The 15,878-nt window shown below is 70.3% G+C and carries 15 protein-coding genes; 9 read left to right on the top strand and 6 right to left on the bottom strand.

The window, feature by feature from the left end; all coding sequences use genetic code 11:
• Nucleotides 1-4: 4 nt before the first annotated feature.
• The 5 genes from A3Q40_RS17205 (at nucleotide 5) to A3Q40_RS17185 (ending at nucleotide 4,751) form a co-directional block, all read left to right on the top strand.
• Nucleotides 5-469 carry a Zn-ribbon domain-containing OB-fold protein gene (locus A3Q40_RS17205; protein WP_068104067.1) on the top strand — a complete coding sequence of 155 codons (465 nt, stop codon included), beginning with the start codon at nucleotides 5-7 and terminating at the stop codon, nucleotides 467-469.
• 17 nt (nucleotides 470-486) lie between these two features.
• Nucleotides 487-1,602 (top strand): thiolase C-terminal domain-containing protein, encoded by a 1,116-nt coding sequence (locus A3Q40_RS17200; RefSeq protein WP_235606344.1) that lies wholly within the window; start codon nucleotides 487-489, stop codon nucleotides 1,600-1,602.
• Between the two features lie 66 nt (nucleotides 1,603-1,668).
• Complete coding sequence (locus tag A3Q40_RS17195) at nucleotides 1,669-2,268, top strand: TetR/AcrR family transcriptional regulator (protein ID WP_068104064.1); 600 nt, start codon at nucleotides 1,669-1,671, stop codon at nucleotides 2,266-2,268.
• Nucleotides 2,269-2,424: 156 nt separating this feature from the next.
• Nucleotides 2,425-3,258: an MBL fold metallo-hydrolase gene (locus tag A3Q40_RS17190; RefSeq protein ID WP_157889667.1), complete on the top strand. Its 834-nt coding sequence runs from the start codon at nucleotides 2,425-2,427 to the stop codon at nucleotides 3,256-3,258.
• Entirely contained in the window at nucleotides 3,255-4,751 is a 1,497-nt protein-coding gene (locus tag A3Q40_RS17185) for an MFS transporter (RefSeq protein ID WP_068104062.1), read from the top strand. Before A3Q40_RS17190 ends, A3Q40_RS17185 begins: the two co-directional genes overlap by 4 nt.
• Here A3Q40_RS17185 and A3Q40_RS17180 read toward each other — a convergent pair.
• The gene (locus A3Q40_RS17180; RefSeq protein ID WP_082834189.1) at nucleotides 4,705-5,751 is read right to left on the bottom strand and encodes an EamA family transporter; all 1,047 of its coding nucleotides are present in this window, start codon (nucleotides 5,749-5,751) and stop codon (nucleotides 4,705-4,707) included. The two genes, A3Q40_RS17185 and A3Q40_RS17180, sit on opposite strands and share 47 nt — an antisense overlap.
• Nucleotides 5,752-5,823: 72 nt before the next feature.
• Here A3Q40_RS17180 and A3Q40_RS17175 point away from each other — a divergent pair, with 72 nt between their 5' ends.
• Complete coding sequence (locus tag A3Q40_RS17175; RefSeq protein ID WP_068104060.1) at nucleotides 5,824-6,786, top strand: LysR family transcriptional regulator; 963 nt, start codon at nucleotides 5,824-5,826, stop codon at nucleotides 6,784-6,786.
• Here A3Q40_RS17175 and A3Q40_RS17170 read toward each other — a convergent pair.
• The 3 genes from A3Q40_RS17170 to A3Q40_RS17160 form a co-directional block, all read right to left on the bottom strand.
• Entirely contained in the window at nucleotides 6,719-7,054 is a 336-nt protein-coding gene (locus A3Q40_RS17170) for an STAS domain-containing protein (protein ID WP_157889666.1), read from the bottom strand. The two genes, A3Q40_RS17175 and A3Q40_RS17170, sit on opposite strands and share 68 nt — an antisense overlap.
• A 163-nt stretch (nucleotides 7,055-7,217) precedes the next feature.
• The gene (leuA, locus tag A3Q40_RS17165) at nucleotides 7,218-9,035 is read right to left on the bottom strand and encodes a 2-isopropylmalate synthase (RefSeq protein WP_068104056.1); all 1,818 of its coding nucleotides are present in this window, start codon (nucleotides 9,033-9,035) and stop codon (nucleotides 7,218-7,220) included.
• A gap of 134 nt (nucleotides 9,036-9,169) precedes the next feature.
• Nucleotides 9,170-10,933 (bottom strand): FUSC family protein, encoded by a 1,764-nt coding sequence (locus tag A3Q40_RS17160; RefSeq protein ID WP_157889665.1) that lies wholly within the window; start codon nucleotides 10,931-10,933, stop codon nucleotides 9,170-9,172.
• A gap of 130 nt (nucleotides 10,934-11,063) precedes the next feature.
• Between A3Q40_RS17160 and A3Q40_RS17155 the strand changes: the two genes are divergently transcribed.
• Entirely contained in the window at nucleotides 11,064-12,329 is a 1,266-nt protein-coding gene (locus A3Q40_RS17155; RefSeq protein WP_068104052.1) for an aspartate kinase, read from the top strand.
• Nucleotides 12,330-12,333: 4 nt separating this feature from the next.
• The gene (locus A3Q40_RS17150) at nucleotides 12,334-13,365 is read left to right on the top strand and encodes an aspartate-semialdehyde dehydrogenase (protein ID WP_068104050.1); all 1,032 of its coding nucleotides are present in this window, start codon (nucleotides 12,334-12,336) and stop codon (nucleotides 13,363-13,365) included.
• Nucleotides 13,366-13,375: 10 nt separating this feature from the next.
• Here A3Q40_RS17150 and A3Q40_RS17145 read toward each other — a convergent pair whose 3' ends face one another.
• Nucleotides 13,376-14,059: a hypothetical protein gene (locus tag A3Q40_RS17145; protein ID WP_157889664.1), complete on the bottom strand. Its 684-nt coding sequence runs from the start codon at nucleotides 14,057-14,059 to the stop codon at nucleotides 13,376-13,378.
• A gap of 276 nt (nucleotides 14,060-14,335) precedes the next feature.
• The gene (locus A3Q40_RS17140; RefSeq protein ID WP_068104045.1) at nucleotides 14,336-14,533 is read right to left on the bottom strand and encodes a PspC domain-containing protein; all 198 of its coding nucleotides are present in this window, start codon (nucleotides 14,531-14,533) and stop codon (nucleotides 14,336-14,338) included.
• A gap of 206 nt (nucleotides 14,534-14,739) precedes the next feature.
• Between A3Q40_RS17140 and A3Q40_RS17135 the strand changes: the two genes are divergently transcribed.
• Complete coding sequence (locus A3Q40_RS17135; protein WP_068104043.1) at nucleotides 14,740-15,837, top strand: glycosyltransferase; 1,098 nt, start codon at nucleotides 14,740-14,742, stop codon at nucleotides 15,835-15,837.
• Nucleotides 15,838-15,878 lie beyond the last annotated feature (41 nt).

The following is a 15,878-nucleotide window of genomic DNA, read 5'->3' as shown; positions in this document are numbered from 1 at the left end:
GAGCATGACCAGCACCATCTCGACGCCTCGGACGACGGACGCGACCGGCACCCGGTCCCGTCGTCCGGTGCCCACCCCGACCCCCGACACGGAGTTCTACTGGACCGAGGCGGCCGCCGGCCGGCTCGTGGTCCGGCGGTGCCTCGACTGCGACGTCGCGTACTTCTATCCCCGGGACTTCTGCCCGGAGTGCCTGTCGACGAACGTCGACTGGTTGCCCTGCTCGGGTCGAGCGACCCTGCACACCTTCGTGATCGAGCACCGGCCGGGCCCCGGCTACGAGGACGACCTGCCCTACGTGGTGGCCGTCGTGGACCTCGAGGAGGGACCGCGCATGATGACGAACATCGTGGGGATCGAGCCCGATCCGGATTTGCTCGATCTCGACATGCCGCTGACGGTGGTCTTCGAACGACGGGGCGAGATCGCGGTCCCGATGTTCGAGCCGGCGACCGGAGCAGCGCGATGAGTGGCGGGGTGGTAATCGTGGGTGCGGCCGAGACCGACACCCTGGGGCGTCTTCCCGACCACTCGACGTTGATGCTGCACACCGAGGCGGCGCGGAACGCCATCGCGGACAGCGGGATCGACCCGAAGGACATCGACGGAATCGCGGGTGTGTCCGCACCGGGCCCGCTGACGGTCGCCCACGCCCTCGGGCTCGAGCCGCGGTGGATGGACACCACCAGCGTCGGCGGGACCTCGTTCCTGACCCACGTGCGGCACGCCGTCGCCGCACTCGAGGCCGGGCAGTGCTCGGTGGTGCTGATCACGCACGGAGAGTCGGGCCGCTCCCGGGTCGGGACGCCGCGCTACTCACCGGATCCGGCCTCCCCGGTGGGACAGTTCGAGGCGCCGTACGGTGTGACGGGTCCGCCGAGCCGATTCACTCTTCCCTTCGTGCGGTTCATGAAGGAGACGGGAACCGAACGCCGGCATCTGGCCGATGTGGCGGTGGCGCAACGCAAGTGGGCGGCGATGAACCCGCGGGCCAAGTTCCGCGATCCACTGACCGTCGACGACGTCGAGGCGTCGCCGTGGATCGCCTGGCCGTTCCATCTGCTCGAATGCTGTCTGGTCACGGACGGGGGTGGCGCCCTGATCCTGACCACGGCCGATCGTGCCCGCGACCTCGACGTCGCGCCGGTGCACGTGCTCGGCAGCGGCGAGGGATACGAGGGCCCCGGCATCTCGATGATGGCGGACATGACGTCCTTCAAGGGTTTCGCGCGGTCCGGCGCGGCGGCGTTCGCCTCGGCCGGCCTGGGGCCGAACGACATCGACCACGTCATGATCTACGACGCGTTCGCGCACCTGCCCCTCTACGGCCTCGAGGACCTGGGGTTCGTCGGACGAGGCGAGGCCGGCGACTTCGTCCGCGAGGGCAACACGTCGCCCGGGGGTTCGCTTCCGGTCAACACCAACGGCGGCGGACTGTCGTACACCCACACCGGCATGTACGGGATGTTCGCGGTGATCGAGTCGGTCCGCCAGCTGCGGGGCCAGGCCGCCGCGCAGGTGCCGAATGTCCGAACCTCGCTCGTGCAGGGGAACGGAGGGATGTTCGCCGCGGGGGCGACGTTGGTGTTGGGCGCCGCCTGACCTGCTTGACGGACCCGAATTCTAGAATTACGCTTTGGAGTCGGGACGTCGAACCAGGGGGAGATCATGGCCGAGAAGCAGGCCGCGTCGTGGCAGTGGAGCAAGACCGGCGAGACGCAACGTCGTCTGCTCGACGCCGCCCAGGACGTCTTCGCGGAGTCCGGTTTCCTCAACGCGAACATCTCGGACATCGTCGAGCGGGCTGGGTCGAGCACGGGCAGCCTCTATCACCATTTCGGGGGGAAGTCCGAGCTCTACACCGCACTCTGGGACCGGCACAATTCGGCGCACCTCGAGCAGGTCCGGGCGGCCGTGGCGGCCGAGCGCCGGGCCGGCACCGACGACCCTCTGGAGTTGTTCTGCGTCGGAGCTCGGGCGTTCCTCGCCGGGAGCTGGCAGCGTCGTGACGTGGCCGCGGTCTTCCTGGACAACGACGGGCCGCCCGGGTTCGAACGTCGCCGGCGGGAGGGCCGGATCGAGTGGATCCGGCAGAACTCGGCCCTGCTCGGTCCGGCGGACACCAGCCGCAACCGCATCACGCTCGGCGTCCTCACGGACGTGATCGTCGAGTCGTCGCGAGAAGTGGTGGTGCACTGCCGCACCCGCAAACAGGCCACGGTGGTGGCCGATTTCATGGAGGAGTTGATACGCAAGCTCTCCGTCTGACCGCCGTCCGACCGAGCGCGAGAAGGGCCGGTTCCCCGCCGTGGGGCCGGCCCTTCTCGCGTGGGTGGGCCGGGTATTCGATCTCGAGATCTTCTGTGCCCCAGTGGCCGATAGTCGAGTACAATTCTAGAAGTAACTTCTAGAGAGGTGCTCGACATGGGGACGTATCTCGGCGAGGTACCCGCGGCCGGTGAGCCGATGCGCGTGGCGTCGTGTGTGGAGTGGCTGCTGGCGCCGAACCCGAGTGCCTGGACCTTCGAGGGCACCAACACCTGGATCGTCGGCGTGCCCGGCGGGTCGACGTGCGCGGTGATCGACCCCGGTCCCGACGATGCCCGCCACGTCGAGGCCCTGCGTCGCGCGGTGGGTCGCCGGTCGGTGTCGACCGTGCTGATCACGCACGACCACGACGATCACCACGGGGCCACCGACGCCGTACTGCGGTGGAGCGGGGCGACCCTGCTGGACGCGACCACCGCCGTGTCCACGACGGCGCCCCGGGGATCGGCGCAGCGCAGCGTGACGGTCGCGGACGGGATCGACGCGACCGTCCTGTCGACACCCGGCCATACCCGCGACTCCGTGTGCATACTCCTCCCGGCTCACCGCGAGATCTTCACCGGCGACACCATTCTCGGCTCCGGATCACCGATGGTCCGGCCCTCGCTCATGGCCGACATGCTGCGGACGCTACGCACTCTGGCGGACTTGGGTGCTCGCTCGCACGTGACCGTGCGCCCCGGGCACGGGCCCGTCCTGGACAGCCTGGCCGACGCCGCGAACCGCCGGCTGGCGGCACGCCTGCGTCGGATCGCCCAGGTCGCGGCGCTCACCGACGAGGACAGCGGCTTGACGGTCGATGAGCTGGTGACCGCGATGTACCCGAACCTCACCGATCCGGACGTCCGCCGGGCTGCGGCGTCGTCCGTCGAGGCAATTCAGCGGTACCTCGCAGCGTCCGAACCGGTGGGCTCGGAGGCCCGCGCGTGACCACTCGCGCCGGCGAGACGGACCTCGCCGCGGCGGCGGGTGCACCGATCCGAGACGATCCGCAGGTCATGCGCGACGCCTGGCGCACGCTCAGCGTGGTCGCGTTCGCCAGCATGGTCTCGGGCATGTCCGGGAGCGCGCTGAACGTGGCGCTACCGACGGTCGCCCGGCACTTCGACGCGAGCAGCGTCGCGGCCAGCTGGATCCTGCTCGCGTACCTCCTGACCAACACCGTCCTGCTCGTGGTCTTCGGCCGGTTGGCGGACATGTTCGGTCGGCGCACGATGTACTTGACCGGTCTCGCGCTCTACACGCTGGGCAGCGTGGCGTGCGGGCTGGCGCCGAGCGCGTGGTGGCTGGTCGGGTTCCGAGTGATCCAGGCGGCCGGCGGCGCCATGCTGCTCACCAACAGCGCGGCGCTGGTGACGGCCGCGTTCCCTCGGCACCGACTGGGCGAGGGGATGGGCATCTACCTCGCCTCGTTCTCCATCGCGCAACTGGCCGGCCCGACCCTGGGCGGTCTGCTCGCTCAGTCGGCCGGCTGGCGCTGGGTGTTCTGGTTCAACGTGCCCATCGGCGTGTTGTGCCTGATCTGGGGCGCGGTGGCGCTGAAGTCCGTCCCGACCGAACGTGCTCGGCAGTCCCTCGATCTCCGGGGCAACGCGATGATCCTGGTCGCTCTGACCGGGGGTCTCGCCGCTCTGTCGCAGGCGACGTCGCTGGGGTGGAGTCACCCCCTGGTGATCGGGGGCATCGCCCTGAGCTGTGTGGTGATACCCCTGTTCCTCTGGTACGAGAGCACCGTGCCCGATCCGCTGATCGACACCGCACTGTTCCTGTACTGGCCCTTCGGTTTCGGCCTCGTCGCGTCGTTCCTGAATTCCATCTCGCAGAGCGGTGTGGTCCTGTTGATGGCGCTGTACTTCCAAGCGGTGCTGGGAGTCTCACCGGTCGTCGCGGGAGTGATGGTGTTGCCCGTGGCCGTCGCGGCACTGATCGCATCACTGTCGTCGGGTCCGCTGCAACGCCGTATCTCCGCGTCGACCCTCACGGTGACCGGAAACGTCGTCACCGTGATCGCGCTCGTCGTGCTGTTCGCGGCCGCGACGGGTCGACTGCACGTCGCCGTGCTGCTGGTCGGATTGTCGCTCGCCGGAATCGGTTCCGGTCTCTTCATGCCGTCCAACGCGACCGCCTTGATGCGCGACCTTCCCGACGAGCGTCTCGGCATCGCGAACGCCATGCGGCTGCTGCTGCAGTCGAGCGGCTTCGTGGTGGGGACCGCCGTGATCCTGTCGGTGGTCACCAGCACGTTGCCGATCGAGCTGCGCCGCTTCGTGTTCGCCGGGACCATCAGCGAGATCGGCGAGTCCGCCGTCGACCAGTTGCTCAACGGTTACGGGCGGACCTTCGTCGCGATGATCGCGGTCGCGGTGCTCACCGTGGTCACGTCGATCGTGGCGCGCAGTTCACGGTCGGTCGATCAGCGCTGACCGGAGCATGCGATCGGTCCATGTCGCTGACCGGAGCATGCGATCGGTCCATGTCGCTGACCGGAGCATGCGATCGGTCCGTGTCGTCGACCGGACCGACCGCCGCCAGTTCCGGCCGTAACAGCTCGGCGCCGCGCCGGGTGGTCCCGAGACCCCATAGACAACCACCGATGACGACGGCGGCGCCGACGAGGGAGAGCACCGACGGTGTCTCGTCCAGCACGATCCACGAGGCCGCGATGCCCACCACCGGCACCAGGAGCGAGAACGGCGCGACCACGCCGGCGGGGTTGCGGGCGATGAGCACGGTCCACAGCCCGGAGCCGACGATGGTGCCGAGAAGAACGATGTAGGCGAGTCCGACCAGGCCCCAGAGCTGTCCGGTGGTGACGGACACGGCGAGGGCGGACCAGCCGGCCGTCGGGCCCTCGACGGCGGCGGACAGCGCGAAGAGCGGCAGTGGCGGGACGACGGTCATCCACAGCATCAGCCGCATCGGTTCGGTGGACTTGGCCAGGCGGTTGCCGAGATTGCCGAAGGCCCAGCTCAGCCCGGCGAGGAGGGTGAGGAGGACGGGGATCAGGGTGGCGGTCTGCGCGCGGTCCCAGCCGATGAGGACCATGCCGCCGACGGCGACGCCGATGCCGAGCCACTGCCGCGGTCCGACGTGCTCGCGCAGCAGCAGCGCCCCGAGCACCACCGTGAAGGGGGCGGAGGACTGCAGGACCAGCGAGGCGAGTCCGGTGGGCATGCCGGCGTTCATGGCAGCGAACAGGAAGGCGAACTGCAGGAGCCCGAACCCGGTGCCGTACAGCAGAAGCCAGCGCTTCGGGACGCGGGGCGGGCGGACGAACAGCACGACGGGAACGGCGATGACCGCGAACCGCAGCGCGGCGAAGAAGAACGGGGGGTACTGGTCGAGACCGGCGCGGATGGCCAGGAAGTTCAGGCCCCACAGGATGACGACGGTGAGGCCGAGGAGGCGGTCGCGGGTGGTCATGACCTTCATGGTGAGGCCGGCGTGGCTGTAGCACCATCGAATTGTTCCGACCTGTCCATGTAGTTTCACTACATGGATGTCCGTCGTCTGCGGGTGCTGCGGGAGGTCGCCGATCGCGGCACGGTCGCCGCTGCCGCGGCGGCGCTGTCCACGACCCCGTCCGCGATCTCGCAGCAACTCAAGGTGCTGACCCGGGAGGCGGGCGTGGCGCTGCTCGAGCCCGACGGGCGTCGGCTCCGACTCACGGCGGCGGGTCGGGCACTGCTGCCGCACGTCGACGAGGTGCTGTCCGCACTCGACCGGGCCGTGGCGGAGATGGACTCGTTCTCGGAGACGCCCCGCGGCACGGTGCGAGTGGCGTTGTTCCCGTCGGGTGCAGCCCTGCTCCTGCCCCGCGTGCTGCACCGGATGGCGACGTCGGGCGTCACCGTCGACGCCCGTGACGAGGACGTGCCGGCCTCTGCGGTGCCGCGATTGCTGGCCGACTACGACGTCGTGCTCACCCATCGCGACGAGCGGGCCCCGACCATCGCCTCCGAGCGCGTGGCGGTGCGCACCGTGTTGCGCGAGCCCATCGATCTCGTGGTGCCCCCGGACCATCCGTTGGCCGGACGGGAGTCGGTGGAAGTGCGTGAGCTCGCGAACGAGCGCTGGATCAGCGTGCGCGGCGGCTTCCCGGTCGACGACGTGTTGCTCTCGGTGGCCGCGGTGACGGGCGTCGAGCCGCGAGTGGTCATGCGTATCAACGATTTTCGGCTGATCGAGGAGTTGGTCTCGGCCGGCCACGGCATCGCCCTCATGCCGCGGTACGCCTCGGCCCACCCGGCCGTGGCGCGGTGTCGCCTGGCCGGGGTGCGCGCGGCGCGGGTCTACGATGTCGCCATCCGGCCCGGCGCGGATCTTCGCCCGGCCGTGCGCGCGGTCCTGCGCGCGTTCGACGACGAGGTGGCCTCGCTGCTGGACGCCGTCACTCCACCCGGCGACGGCCCGTCTCGAGGTCCGGAACCACCGGAATCAGCCGATCGAGGCCGCTGAGTTCGAAGGGCCGCACCACTTCCTGGTGATCGGCGACCGCCACGAGAGGGGTGTGCGGGGGCACGTCGTTGCGCACGCGAATGAGCGCCGCGATGCCCGCGGAGGAGAGGAAGTCGACATCGCGCAGGTCCAGGAGGACCGCCCGCACGGACGTGTCCACCGGCGCGAGGTGGATCGACGAGCTCAGGTCGAGGGTGCCGCGGACGGTGACGATCCGGAGGTCCTGCTCGGTGTGTTCGGCGACGACGGCGACGACGGGATTCGACATCGAGCCCGGGTCACGCTCGGCCAACACCCTCCCCTTCGACTCCGCTCGGCTCACCCACGTCCGCGCCGGTCTCGGATGGGGTCCGGGGCGCAGTTCGCCCACCGCGACCGCCCACAGGCCTGCAGCCTGTCACACCCGTGGGCGGTGCGGGGGCGAAATGTGGTCAGTTGCGTCGTGCGGCCCGATTGACCGCCGAGACCACGGCCCGCAGCGACGCGGTGGTGATGGACGTGGCGATGCCGACGCCCCACACCGTGTGCTCCTGGCCGCCCGGCAGGGTGACCGAGGCCTCCACGTACGCGGCGGCCTGCGCGTCGTCCCCGGCGGACATCGCGTGCTCGGAGTAGTCGAGCACGCGCACGTCGTACCCCGTGGAACCGAGCGCGTCGACGAACGCCGCCAACGGGCCGTTGCCGGCGCCGGTGATCTCCTGCTCGGTGCCGTCGATCTTCACGGTGGCGGTGATGGAGTCGGTGCCCCCGTCCACCTCGGACGCCGCCACGCGCTGACGGATGCGCTCGAGCGGGGTGATCGGAGTCAGGTACTCCTCGGCGAAGACGTCCCACATGGCCTTGGGCGAGACCTCGCCGCCCTCGCCGTCGGTGACGCGCTGGACGGCGGAGGAGAACTCGATCTGCAGCCGACGCGGCAGGGCCAGACCGTGATCGGATTTCATGATGTAGGCGACGCCGCCCTTGCCGGACTGCGAGTTCACCCGGATCACGGCCTCGTACGTGCGCCCGACGTCCTTCGGATCGATGGGCAGGTACGGCACCTGCCACAGGATGTCGTCGACGTCCCGATCCTGCTCGTCGGCTGCGACCTTCATCGCGTCGAGACCCTTGTTGACCGCGTCCTGGTGGCTGCCCGAGAACGCGGTGTAGACCAGATCGCCACCGTAGGGATGGCGCTCGTGGACGGGCAGCTGGTTGCAGTACTCGACCGTACGGCGGATCTCGTCGATGTTCGAGAAGTCGATCTGCGGGTCGACACCGCGGGTGAAGAGGTTCAGGCCCAGGGTGACCAGGCAGACGTTGCCGGTGCGCTCACCGTTGCCGAACAAGCAGCCCTCGATGCGGTCCGCGCCCGCGGCGTAGCCGAGTTCGGCTGCGGCGACGCCGGTTCCGCGATCGTTGTGGGGATGCAGGCTCAGCACGATCGAGTCCCGCCGGGCGAGGTTGCGATGCATCCACTCGATGGAGTCCGCATAGACGTTCGGCGTGGTCATCTCGACGGTGGCCGGCAGGTTCAGGATCATCGGCTTCTCCGGAGTGGGAGCGATGATCTCGGTGACGGCGTCGCACACCCGCTTGGCGTAGGACAGCTCGGTGCCGGTGTAGGACTCGGGGGAGTACTCGAACCGCCAGTCGGTGTCGGGGAACTTCAGCGATTCCTCGACAACCTTGCGGGCACCGTCCGTCGCGATCTTCTCGATCGCGTCGGCGTCCGCCCGGAAGACCACCCGCCGCTGCAGGATCGACGTCGAGTTGTAGAAGTGGACGATCACCTTGTTCGCGCCCTCGCAGGCGACGAACGTGCGCTCGATCAGCTCGGGCCGACACTGCGTGAGCACCTGGATGGTCACGTCGTCGGGAATGGCGCCGTCCTCGATGATCTCGCGGACGAAGTCGAAGTCGGTCTGACTCGCGGACGGGAACCCGACCTCGATCTCCTTGTAGCCCATGCGGACCAGCAGTTCGAACATCCGCCGTTTGCGGGCCGGGCTCATGGGATCGATCAGCGCCTGATTGCCGTCCCGCAGGTCGACGGCACACCACTGGGGGGCGCGGTCGATGACCTTGTCGGGCCAGGTGCGGTCCGGGAGGGTGACGGTCTCGACCTCGTCGGCGAACGGCCGGTACCGGAACGTCGGCATGGACGAGGTCTTCTGGGTGTTCCAGGCGGGCTGGTCCGAGGGCGCGGGCTTCGTCGGGGTGGTGACGGTGCGCGAACCGGATACGAATGCGTCGGCGGGTGACATGGTGACTCTCCGTTGGCGAGATGAGGGGTCGACCGGCGCCGAAAAGACCCGCGACAGGGTGCCGGTCTGGTGGTCAGACCCCGTCGCGGCGACGAAGGAGGAGGGCGTACCCGGCGCCGAACATGGGCGTCACCTTACTCCGATGCGCCGCTCGGAACATCCCGGGGGTTCTCTCGTGGCAGTCGGGTGAGCCACGGTGCGGGATCGATCGTGCCCACGCCGCGGGTCCGGCACGCCGCCAGCAGGCCGTGCCCGACGGTGTCCACTCGGAGGTAGCGATTCCACTGCCTCGACGCCCACGCACGGTCGTCCCCGACGGCGTGTTCCGCGGCCAGCGCGGCCCCGGTCAATTCGAACTGGACGTCCCGGCGCAGGGCCATCGACGAGGGCGCGTCCACCGTGGCGCCGCGCAGGTGGACCAGCAGGGTCTCGCAGGCCGTGACGGTCCGGACGAGGCACCAGTCGAAGCACCGCCGGTGAGCCCGGTGCAGGACCACCCACAGCGCCGCCACCGCGCACGCGACGCCGATGGTGGTCTCGAGCAGCCGTTCCGCCGCCAGGGGCCACGCCTGCGCGCCGGGGTGCGAGGCGCCGCCGATCAGGAGGGCCAGCGGGGTGATGAAGACGACGGCGATGCCGTAGTTGCGGGCGATGACCAACTCGACGAGGAACTGCAGTCCCATGAGGATCAGCACCAGAACGAACCCCGACGGGTGCAGCGAGAAGATCGCCGCGAAGAGCACCACGCCCAGCGCGGTCCCCGCGAGTCGGTGGGCCGCACGCACCAGGCCCCGTGGTCGATCCGGCCCCTGCTGGAGCACCAGCACCGCACCGACCACGGCCCAGTCGGGTCGGCCGAGCCCGGCGGCGACGGCCAGACCGCCTGCGACGAGCGAGGCGACGCCGACGCGCACCGCGGTGGTGGTCGCGTGCGAGTGCGGGTGGAGGGCCCGGCGAAGTCGGAAGGCGACCGACGGTCGAGCCATGGGGATGCCGTCGTGCACGGCGTCGGCGGCGTGGTCGGGGCTCGGGGGCAGGCCGGCGCCGGCCGTCGCGAACGTGTGGTGCACGGTCAGGAGGCGCGCGACCAGCGGATCGTCCGGTCGGCGGGCCGGCATCCGCGCGTCGTGCAGCGTCGCCCAGGCGGTGTCGACGGCTGTGGCCGCCCGATGTCGAGCGGAGACGACGCGATTGCCGGACGCATGCTCGTGACCGGCGGTGCCGTCCGAGCCGTCATCGTCCCGAGCGGTGTCGTCGCGAGCGGTGAGGAACGCCGCGACCGCACGCTCGGCGGCGGCGACTGCGTCACGCTCGGGGGCCCGGCGGGGGTCGGCGCGTCGTCTCCGGATCGGGTCTCGGACCGCCGGCGACATCGACACCATCGCGGCCCAGGCCGCGCCGATCGCGACGCAGCCGGCGTTGACGGCCCACGACACCCCCGCGAGCGGCACCACCGATCCGATGGCGCACGTCAACACGAAGAAGAACGGGCCGGGCGGACCCAGCCGCAGCGCATCGACCACGACCGCGCCGATCACCGCGGTCACCGCCAGCACCACGACGAGGATCGCGCCGCCCGTGACCGTGTGCGCGGGGGCGTACTGCCCGACCAGGCCGCCCACGGCCGCCGACGCCACGAGGGCCGCACCGGCGACGAGCACCACCGCCCACCGCGCCCGGAACGCGCGTCCCTCGCCGTAGACAACGGCGAATCCGCCCGCCGCCGTGAGCAGCGCCTCCGTCTGGTGACCGAGCGCGAGCAGGACCAACGCCGGAACGCCGAAGGCCAGAGCGGCCCGGACACCGGCGGGCCACCGTCGGCCGCGCGGGGGGACCTCGACGAACATCCGTCGCAATCCCTGCCGCGGCGGAAGGGCTGGGGAATCGGGTCGGGTCACGGATCGATGGTAGGAGCGAGCACGCGATTGCCCCGATCGGAGGCGTTCTCGGTAGGCTGACTCGCCGACCCGACCAGGAGCGAAGTCAGCACCGTACCGATCTCGTCGACAAGCAGGAGGTAGTACCAGCGTGGCACTCGTCGTCCAGAAGTACGGGGGGTCCTCGGTGGCCACCGCCGAGCGCATCCGGCGCGTGGCGGAGCGGATCGTCGAGACCAAGCGCCGCGGCGACGACGTCGTCGTGGTCGTCTCCGCGATGGGCGACACCACCGACGAGTTGCTCGATCTCGCCCAGCAGGTCAGCCCGGCCCCGCCCGCCCGCGAGATGGACATGCTGCTCACCTCCGGCGAGCGCATCTCCAACGCGCTGGTCGCGATGGCCATCCACTCGCTCGGCGCGGAGGCGCGGTCCTTCACCGGGTCGCAGGCCGGCGTCGTCACCACCGGCGTCCACGGCAACGCCAAGATCATCGACGTCACCCCCGGCCGGGTGCGGGACGCCCTCGACGAGGGGTCGATCGTGCTGGTCGCCGGCTTCCAGGGCGTGAGCCAGGACAGCAAGGACGTCACCACCCTCGGTCGCGGCGGGTCGGACACCACCGCCGTCGCCCTCGCGGCCGCGTTGAACGCCGACGTCTGCGAGATCTACACCGACGTCGACGGCATCTTCACCGCCGATCCGCGCATCGTTCCGGACGCCCGTCATCTCGAGAAGGTCTCCTTCGAGGAGATGCTCGAGATGGCCGCGTGCGGCGCCAAGGTGCTCATGCTCCGGTGCGTCGAATACGCCCGCCGGTACGACGTTCCGGTGCACGTCCGCTCGTCGTACACCACCAAGCCAGGGACCATCGTGTCCGGATCCATGGAGGACATCCCAGTGGAAGAAGCCATCCTCACCGGCGTCGCGCACGATCGCAGCGAGGCCAAGGTGACCGTGGTCGGCCTGCCCGACGAGCCCGGCTACGCGGCCAAGATCTTCCGCGCCGTCGCCGACGCCGAGATCAACATCGACATGGTCCTGCAGAACATCTCGAAGGTGGAGACCGGCAAGACCGACATCACCTTCACGTTGCCGAAGACCGACGGCCCCACGGCCGTCACCAAGCTGACGGCGATGCAGGAGGAGATCGGGTTCTCGAAGGTCCTCTACGACGACCACATCGGCAAGGTCTCCCTGATCGGTGCGGGCATGAAGTCCCACCCCGGCGTCACGGCCACGTTCTGCGAGGCGCTCGCCGAGGCCGGCATCAACATCGACCTCATCAGCACCTCGGAGATCCGAATCTCGGTACTCACCAAGGACTCCGAGCTCGACGACGCCGTGCGCGTGCTGCACGCGGCGTTCGGACTGGGCGGCGACGAGCTCGCCGTGGTCCACGGCGGAACAGGACGGTAGGACCATGAGCGGACTGAACATCGGCGTCGTCGGCGCCACCGGACAGGTCGGCGCGGTCATGCGCACGCTCCTCGCGGAGCGGAAGTTCCCCGCCGCGTCGGTGCGCTTCTTCGCGTCCGCCCGGTCGGCCGGGAAGACGCTGCCCTGGGGCGACGGCGAGATCGTGGTCGAGGACGCGTCCACCGCGGACCCGACGGGTCTGGACGTCGCCCTGTTCTCGGCGGGCGCCACCATGTCCCGCCAGCAGGCTCCGCGGTTCGCCGCGGCGGGCGTCACCGTGATCGACAACTCGTCGGCATGGCGCAAGGACCCCGACGTGCCGCTGGTGGTCAGCGAGGTCAATCCGGAGGCCGTCCGGAACCTGCCGAAGGGCATCATCGCCAACCCCAACTGCACCACCATGGCCGCGATGCCGGTGCTCAAGGTGCTGCACGACGAGGCCGGCCTCCAGCGTCTGATCGTCTCCAGCTACCAGGCCGTGTCCGGCAGTGGTCTCGCCGGCGTCGAGGAGCTGGCCACCCAGGCCCGCGCCGTCGTCGCCGACGCGGAGAAGCTGGTGCACGACGGCAGCGCGCTCACCTACCCCGATCCGCAGGTCTACACCGCCCCGATCGCCTTCAACGTGCTGCCGCTCGCCGGCAAGCTGGTCGACGACGGGAGCGGCGAGACCGACGAGGATCAGAAGCTGCGCAACGAGTCCCGGAAGATCCTGGGTCTGCCGGACCTGCTCGTCAGCGGCACCTGCGTTCGGGTGCCCGTCTTCACCGGGCACTCGCTGTCGATCAACGCCGAGTTCGCCTCGCCGCTGTCGGTCGAGCGGGCGACGGAACTGCTGTCGTCGGCACCGGGCGTGCGGGTCACCGACGTCCCGACGCCGCTGGCGGCGGCGGGCATCGACGAGTCGCTCGTCGGTCGCATCCGGCAGGACCCGGGCGTGCCCGACGGACGCGGTCTCGCGCTCTTCGTCTCCGGCGACAACCTGCGGAAGGGTGCCGCGCTCAACACGATTCAGATCGCGGAACTGCTCGCGACCTGACGCGGCGGCGTCAGTTCCGGGAGATCGAATCCTCCGACGGGATGTACCCGCCGAGAATCGGACTCCAGGACCACAACCGGCCGCCCATGCGGTAGCGCCCGTGTCGGGAGTCGGTGTCCAGAGCCGTGGCCTCGCCGCGGACGACGGCCGACAGCATGAGGTTCTCGCCGAGCACGGCGACGACGTCCGCGTCCGCGACGTCGTCGCCGGTGTAGTCGCCCGCGTAGTCCGCGTCGATCGTCACGGGCTCGATCTCGATCGGTTCCATCGACTCGGCGGCCCCGTCCGGTGCGTGGAGGAACCCCGAGGTGTGCGTGCAGCCCTCGGCGCGACAGCGATCGAAATCGGTGAGGCGGTGCAGCCGGTCGATCAGGGCCCACAATCCGTCGGAGTGCCAGTCGGCCAGGCGTCGCATCGCGGCGTCGTCCTGCTGTCCGGGCACGTCGACAGCGGCGTGAGCGGCCCGCCACCAGGCGAACAATGCGGTGAACTCCTCGACCACCGGGCCGTGGCGGTACCAGCACCCGGGAACGGTCTCGGTGAGTTCGTACCGATCACGCAGCCACCAAACCCAGTCCACCAGGTCGTCCCACAGGCGAGCGGCGTCGTGTCGGTCCAGCGACCGCCAGGCGTAGCGCGCCCCAGCGGGGTCGGGCGGGGGGACCGACGGGTCGTTCGGGGGTAGAGCAGGCATCGGCGTCCTCGGATCGCCCGGAAGGGTGAGGGCGAATCGTGATCGGCGGGGCACGTGCGCGGACGACGCGGGTTCGATCGTCACGAGCGAGGGTGGCCCGTCCGGATCGCCGCCGCGAGGCGGGCCCGGCGCGGGCGTCGCAACGACACTAGGACGCCCTCGGGAATGGGCGCAAGTGTCCATCCTCCCGTGATTCGGGGGTCCGATCGGGACGATCGGACTCCCGTGATTCGGGGGTCCGATCGGGACGATCGGCAGGTGCGCGGACCGGGTCGGTCAGTATGCCGCTTTGGGGATCGCGATCCAGAGCAGGAGGTACACCACGAACTGCGGTCCGGGCAAAATGCACGAGAGCACGAAGAGCAGCCGAACCAGATTGGGGCTCAGTCCGAACCGCTCGGCCAGTCCGCCGCAGACGCCCGCGACGACCTTGCTGCGACGGGAACGGGTGAGGCGACGTGCGGGCGTGGTCATGGCGAGTCCTCCGGGTCGGGCGATCGGTCATCGAGACAACGCGCCCGGTCGGGCGCGGGTTCCCCGGCGGCCGGCCGGGGTCGGTCTCCTCGGCGCGACCGGGTCGGTCACCTCGGCGGGCCCGACGCGGCGATTTCGTTCGACGTTCGCCGCACGGCCCGTCGCCGTACACCGGTTCTCGGACCCCGCCTGCCGATACTCCCGCCATGCGCATCGTGCAGGTGGCCAATTTCTACGGCCCGCGATCGGGCGGGCTCCGGACCGCCGTCGACCAGCTCGGCGCGGGCTACGTCGCCCGCGGCCACCGGGTGACACTGATCGTGCCGGGGACGTCGTACGCCGAGTCGACGACGGCCTACGGGGTGCGACGGATCGAGGTCCCGTCGTCGGGACTGCCGTTCACCGGGGGCTATCGCGCCGCGCGCCCCGGACCCACGGCCGAGGTCGTCGATGAGATCGGCGCGGACGTGCTGGAGGTGTCGGACCGGCTGACGCTGCGCGGGCTCGGCGCGTGGGCGCGCGAGCGGGGCGTGGGGAGCGTGATGATCAGTCACGAGCGGCTGGACCGGTTGCTCGGTCAGGTACTGCCCGGCTCCGCGGCGCGGCGGCTGGCGGACCTGGCCAACCGTCGGAGCGCGGCCGGTCACGACGCGGTGGTGTGCACCACCGAGTTCGCGCAACAGGAGTTCGACCGCATCGACGTCGACGCCCGGCGGGTGGCGCTGGGCGTCGATCTCGACCTGTTCCATCCGCGACGGCGTCGTCGGAACGAAGGTCGCCTCGTCCGCCTGGTGCACTGCGGGCGGCTGTCGGTGGAGAAACACGCGGAACGCAGTATCGAGGCCCTGGCCCACCTGCGACGGACGGGCGTCGACGCGGAGCTGACCGTGGTCGGTGACGGACCGCGTCGGGCGGCGTTGGAGCGTCGAGCGGCCGGATTGCCGGTGCAGTTCACCGGTTTCGTGGACGATCGGATCCGGGTGGCGCGCCTGCTCGCAGGTGCGGACGTCGCCTTGGCGCCCGGTCCCCACGAGACCTTCGGGCTCGCCGCGCTCGAGGCCCTCGCGTCGGGCACGCCGGCCGTGGTCTCGGCGACGTCGGCCTCCGCCGAGATCGTCACCCCGGCGTGCGGCGCGGCCGTGGCGAACACGGGGCGTGACTTCGCCGACGGCATCGCGGAGGCGCTGACCCTGCCGGGCGGCGGCCGGCACACCGCCCGTGCCCGCGCGGAGGAGTTCGCGTGGCCTGTCGCCGTCGACGCGATGCTGGGCATCCTGGCCGACGCGGCGCGTCGAGCAACTTAAAGTCAGTCTGGACTGTTTGTAAGTTTGTCGCTATCGTCGTC

It is taken from the genome of Rhodococcus sp. PBTS 1 (genome assembly GCF_001620025.1).
GTDB lineage: Bacteria > Actinomycetota > Actinomycetes > Mycobacteriales > Mycobacteriaceae > Rhodococcoides > Rhodococcoides kroppenstedtii.
The sequence above is the reverse complement of the archived record's forward strand: the minus strand, read 5'-3'. Positions and strand labels throughout refer to the sequence as shown.

Excerpts from the sequence above, each read along its gene's own strand:
- A3Q40_RS17135 (WP_068104043.1), top strand. The coding sequence starts at position 14,740 with ATGCGCATCGTGCAGGTGGCCAATTTCTACGGCCCGCGATCGGGCGGG.
- A3Q40_RS17145 (WP_157889664.1), bottom strand. The coding sequence starts at position 14,059 with ATGCCTGCTCTACCCCCGAACGACCCGTCGGTCCCCCCGCCCGACCCC.
- A3Q40_RS17170 (WP_157889666.1), bottom strand. The coding sequence starts at position 7,054 with ATGTCGAATCCCGTCGTCGCCGTCGTCGCCGAACACACCGAGCAGGAC.
- A3Q40_RS17195 (WP_068104064.1), top strand. The coding sequence starts at position 1,669 with ATGGCCGAGAAGCAGGCCGCGTCGTGGCAGTGGAGCAAGACCGGCGAG.
- A3Q40_RS17190 (WP_157889667.1), top strand. The coding sequence starts at position 2,425 with ATGGGGACGTATCTCGGCGAGGTACCCGCGGCCGGTGAGCCGATGCGC.
- leuA (WP_068104056.1), bottom strand. The coding sequence starts at position 9,035 with ATGTCACCCGCCGACGCATTCGTATCCGGTTCGCGCACCGTCACCACC.
- A3Q40_RS17175 (WP_068104060.1), top strand. The coding sequence starts at position 5,824 with ATGGATGTCCGTCGTCTGCGGGTGCTGCGGGAGGTCGCCGATCGCGGC.
- A3Q40_RS17205 (WP_068104067.1), top strand. The coding sequence starts at position 5 with ATGACCAGCACCATCTCGACGCCTCGGACGACGGACGCGACCGGCACC.
- A3Q40_RS17150 (WP_068104050.1), top strand. The coding sequence starts at position 12,334 with ATGAGCGGACTGAACATCGGCGTCGTCGGCGCCACCGGACAGGTCGGC.
- A3Q40_RS17180 (WP_082834189.1), bottom strand. The coding sequence starts at position 5,751 with ATGACCACCCGCGACCGCCTCCTCGGCCTCACCGTCGTCATCCTGTGG.
- A3Q40_RS17140 (WP_068104045.1), bottom strand. The coding sequence starts at position 14,533 with ATGACCACGCCCGCACGTCGCCTCACCCGTTCCCGTCGCAGCAAGGTC.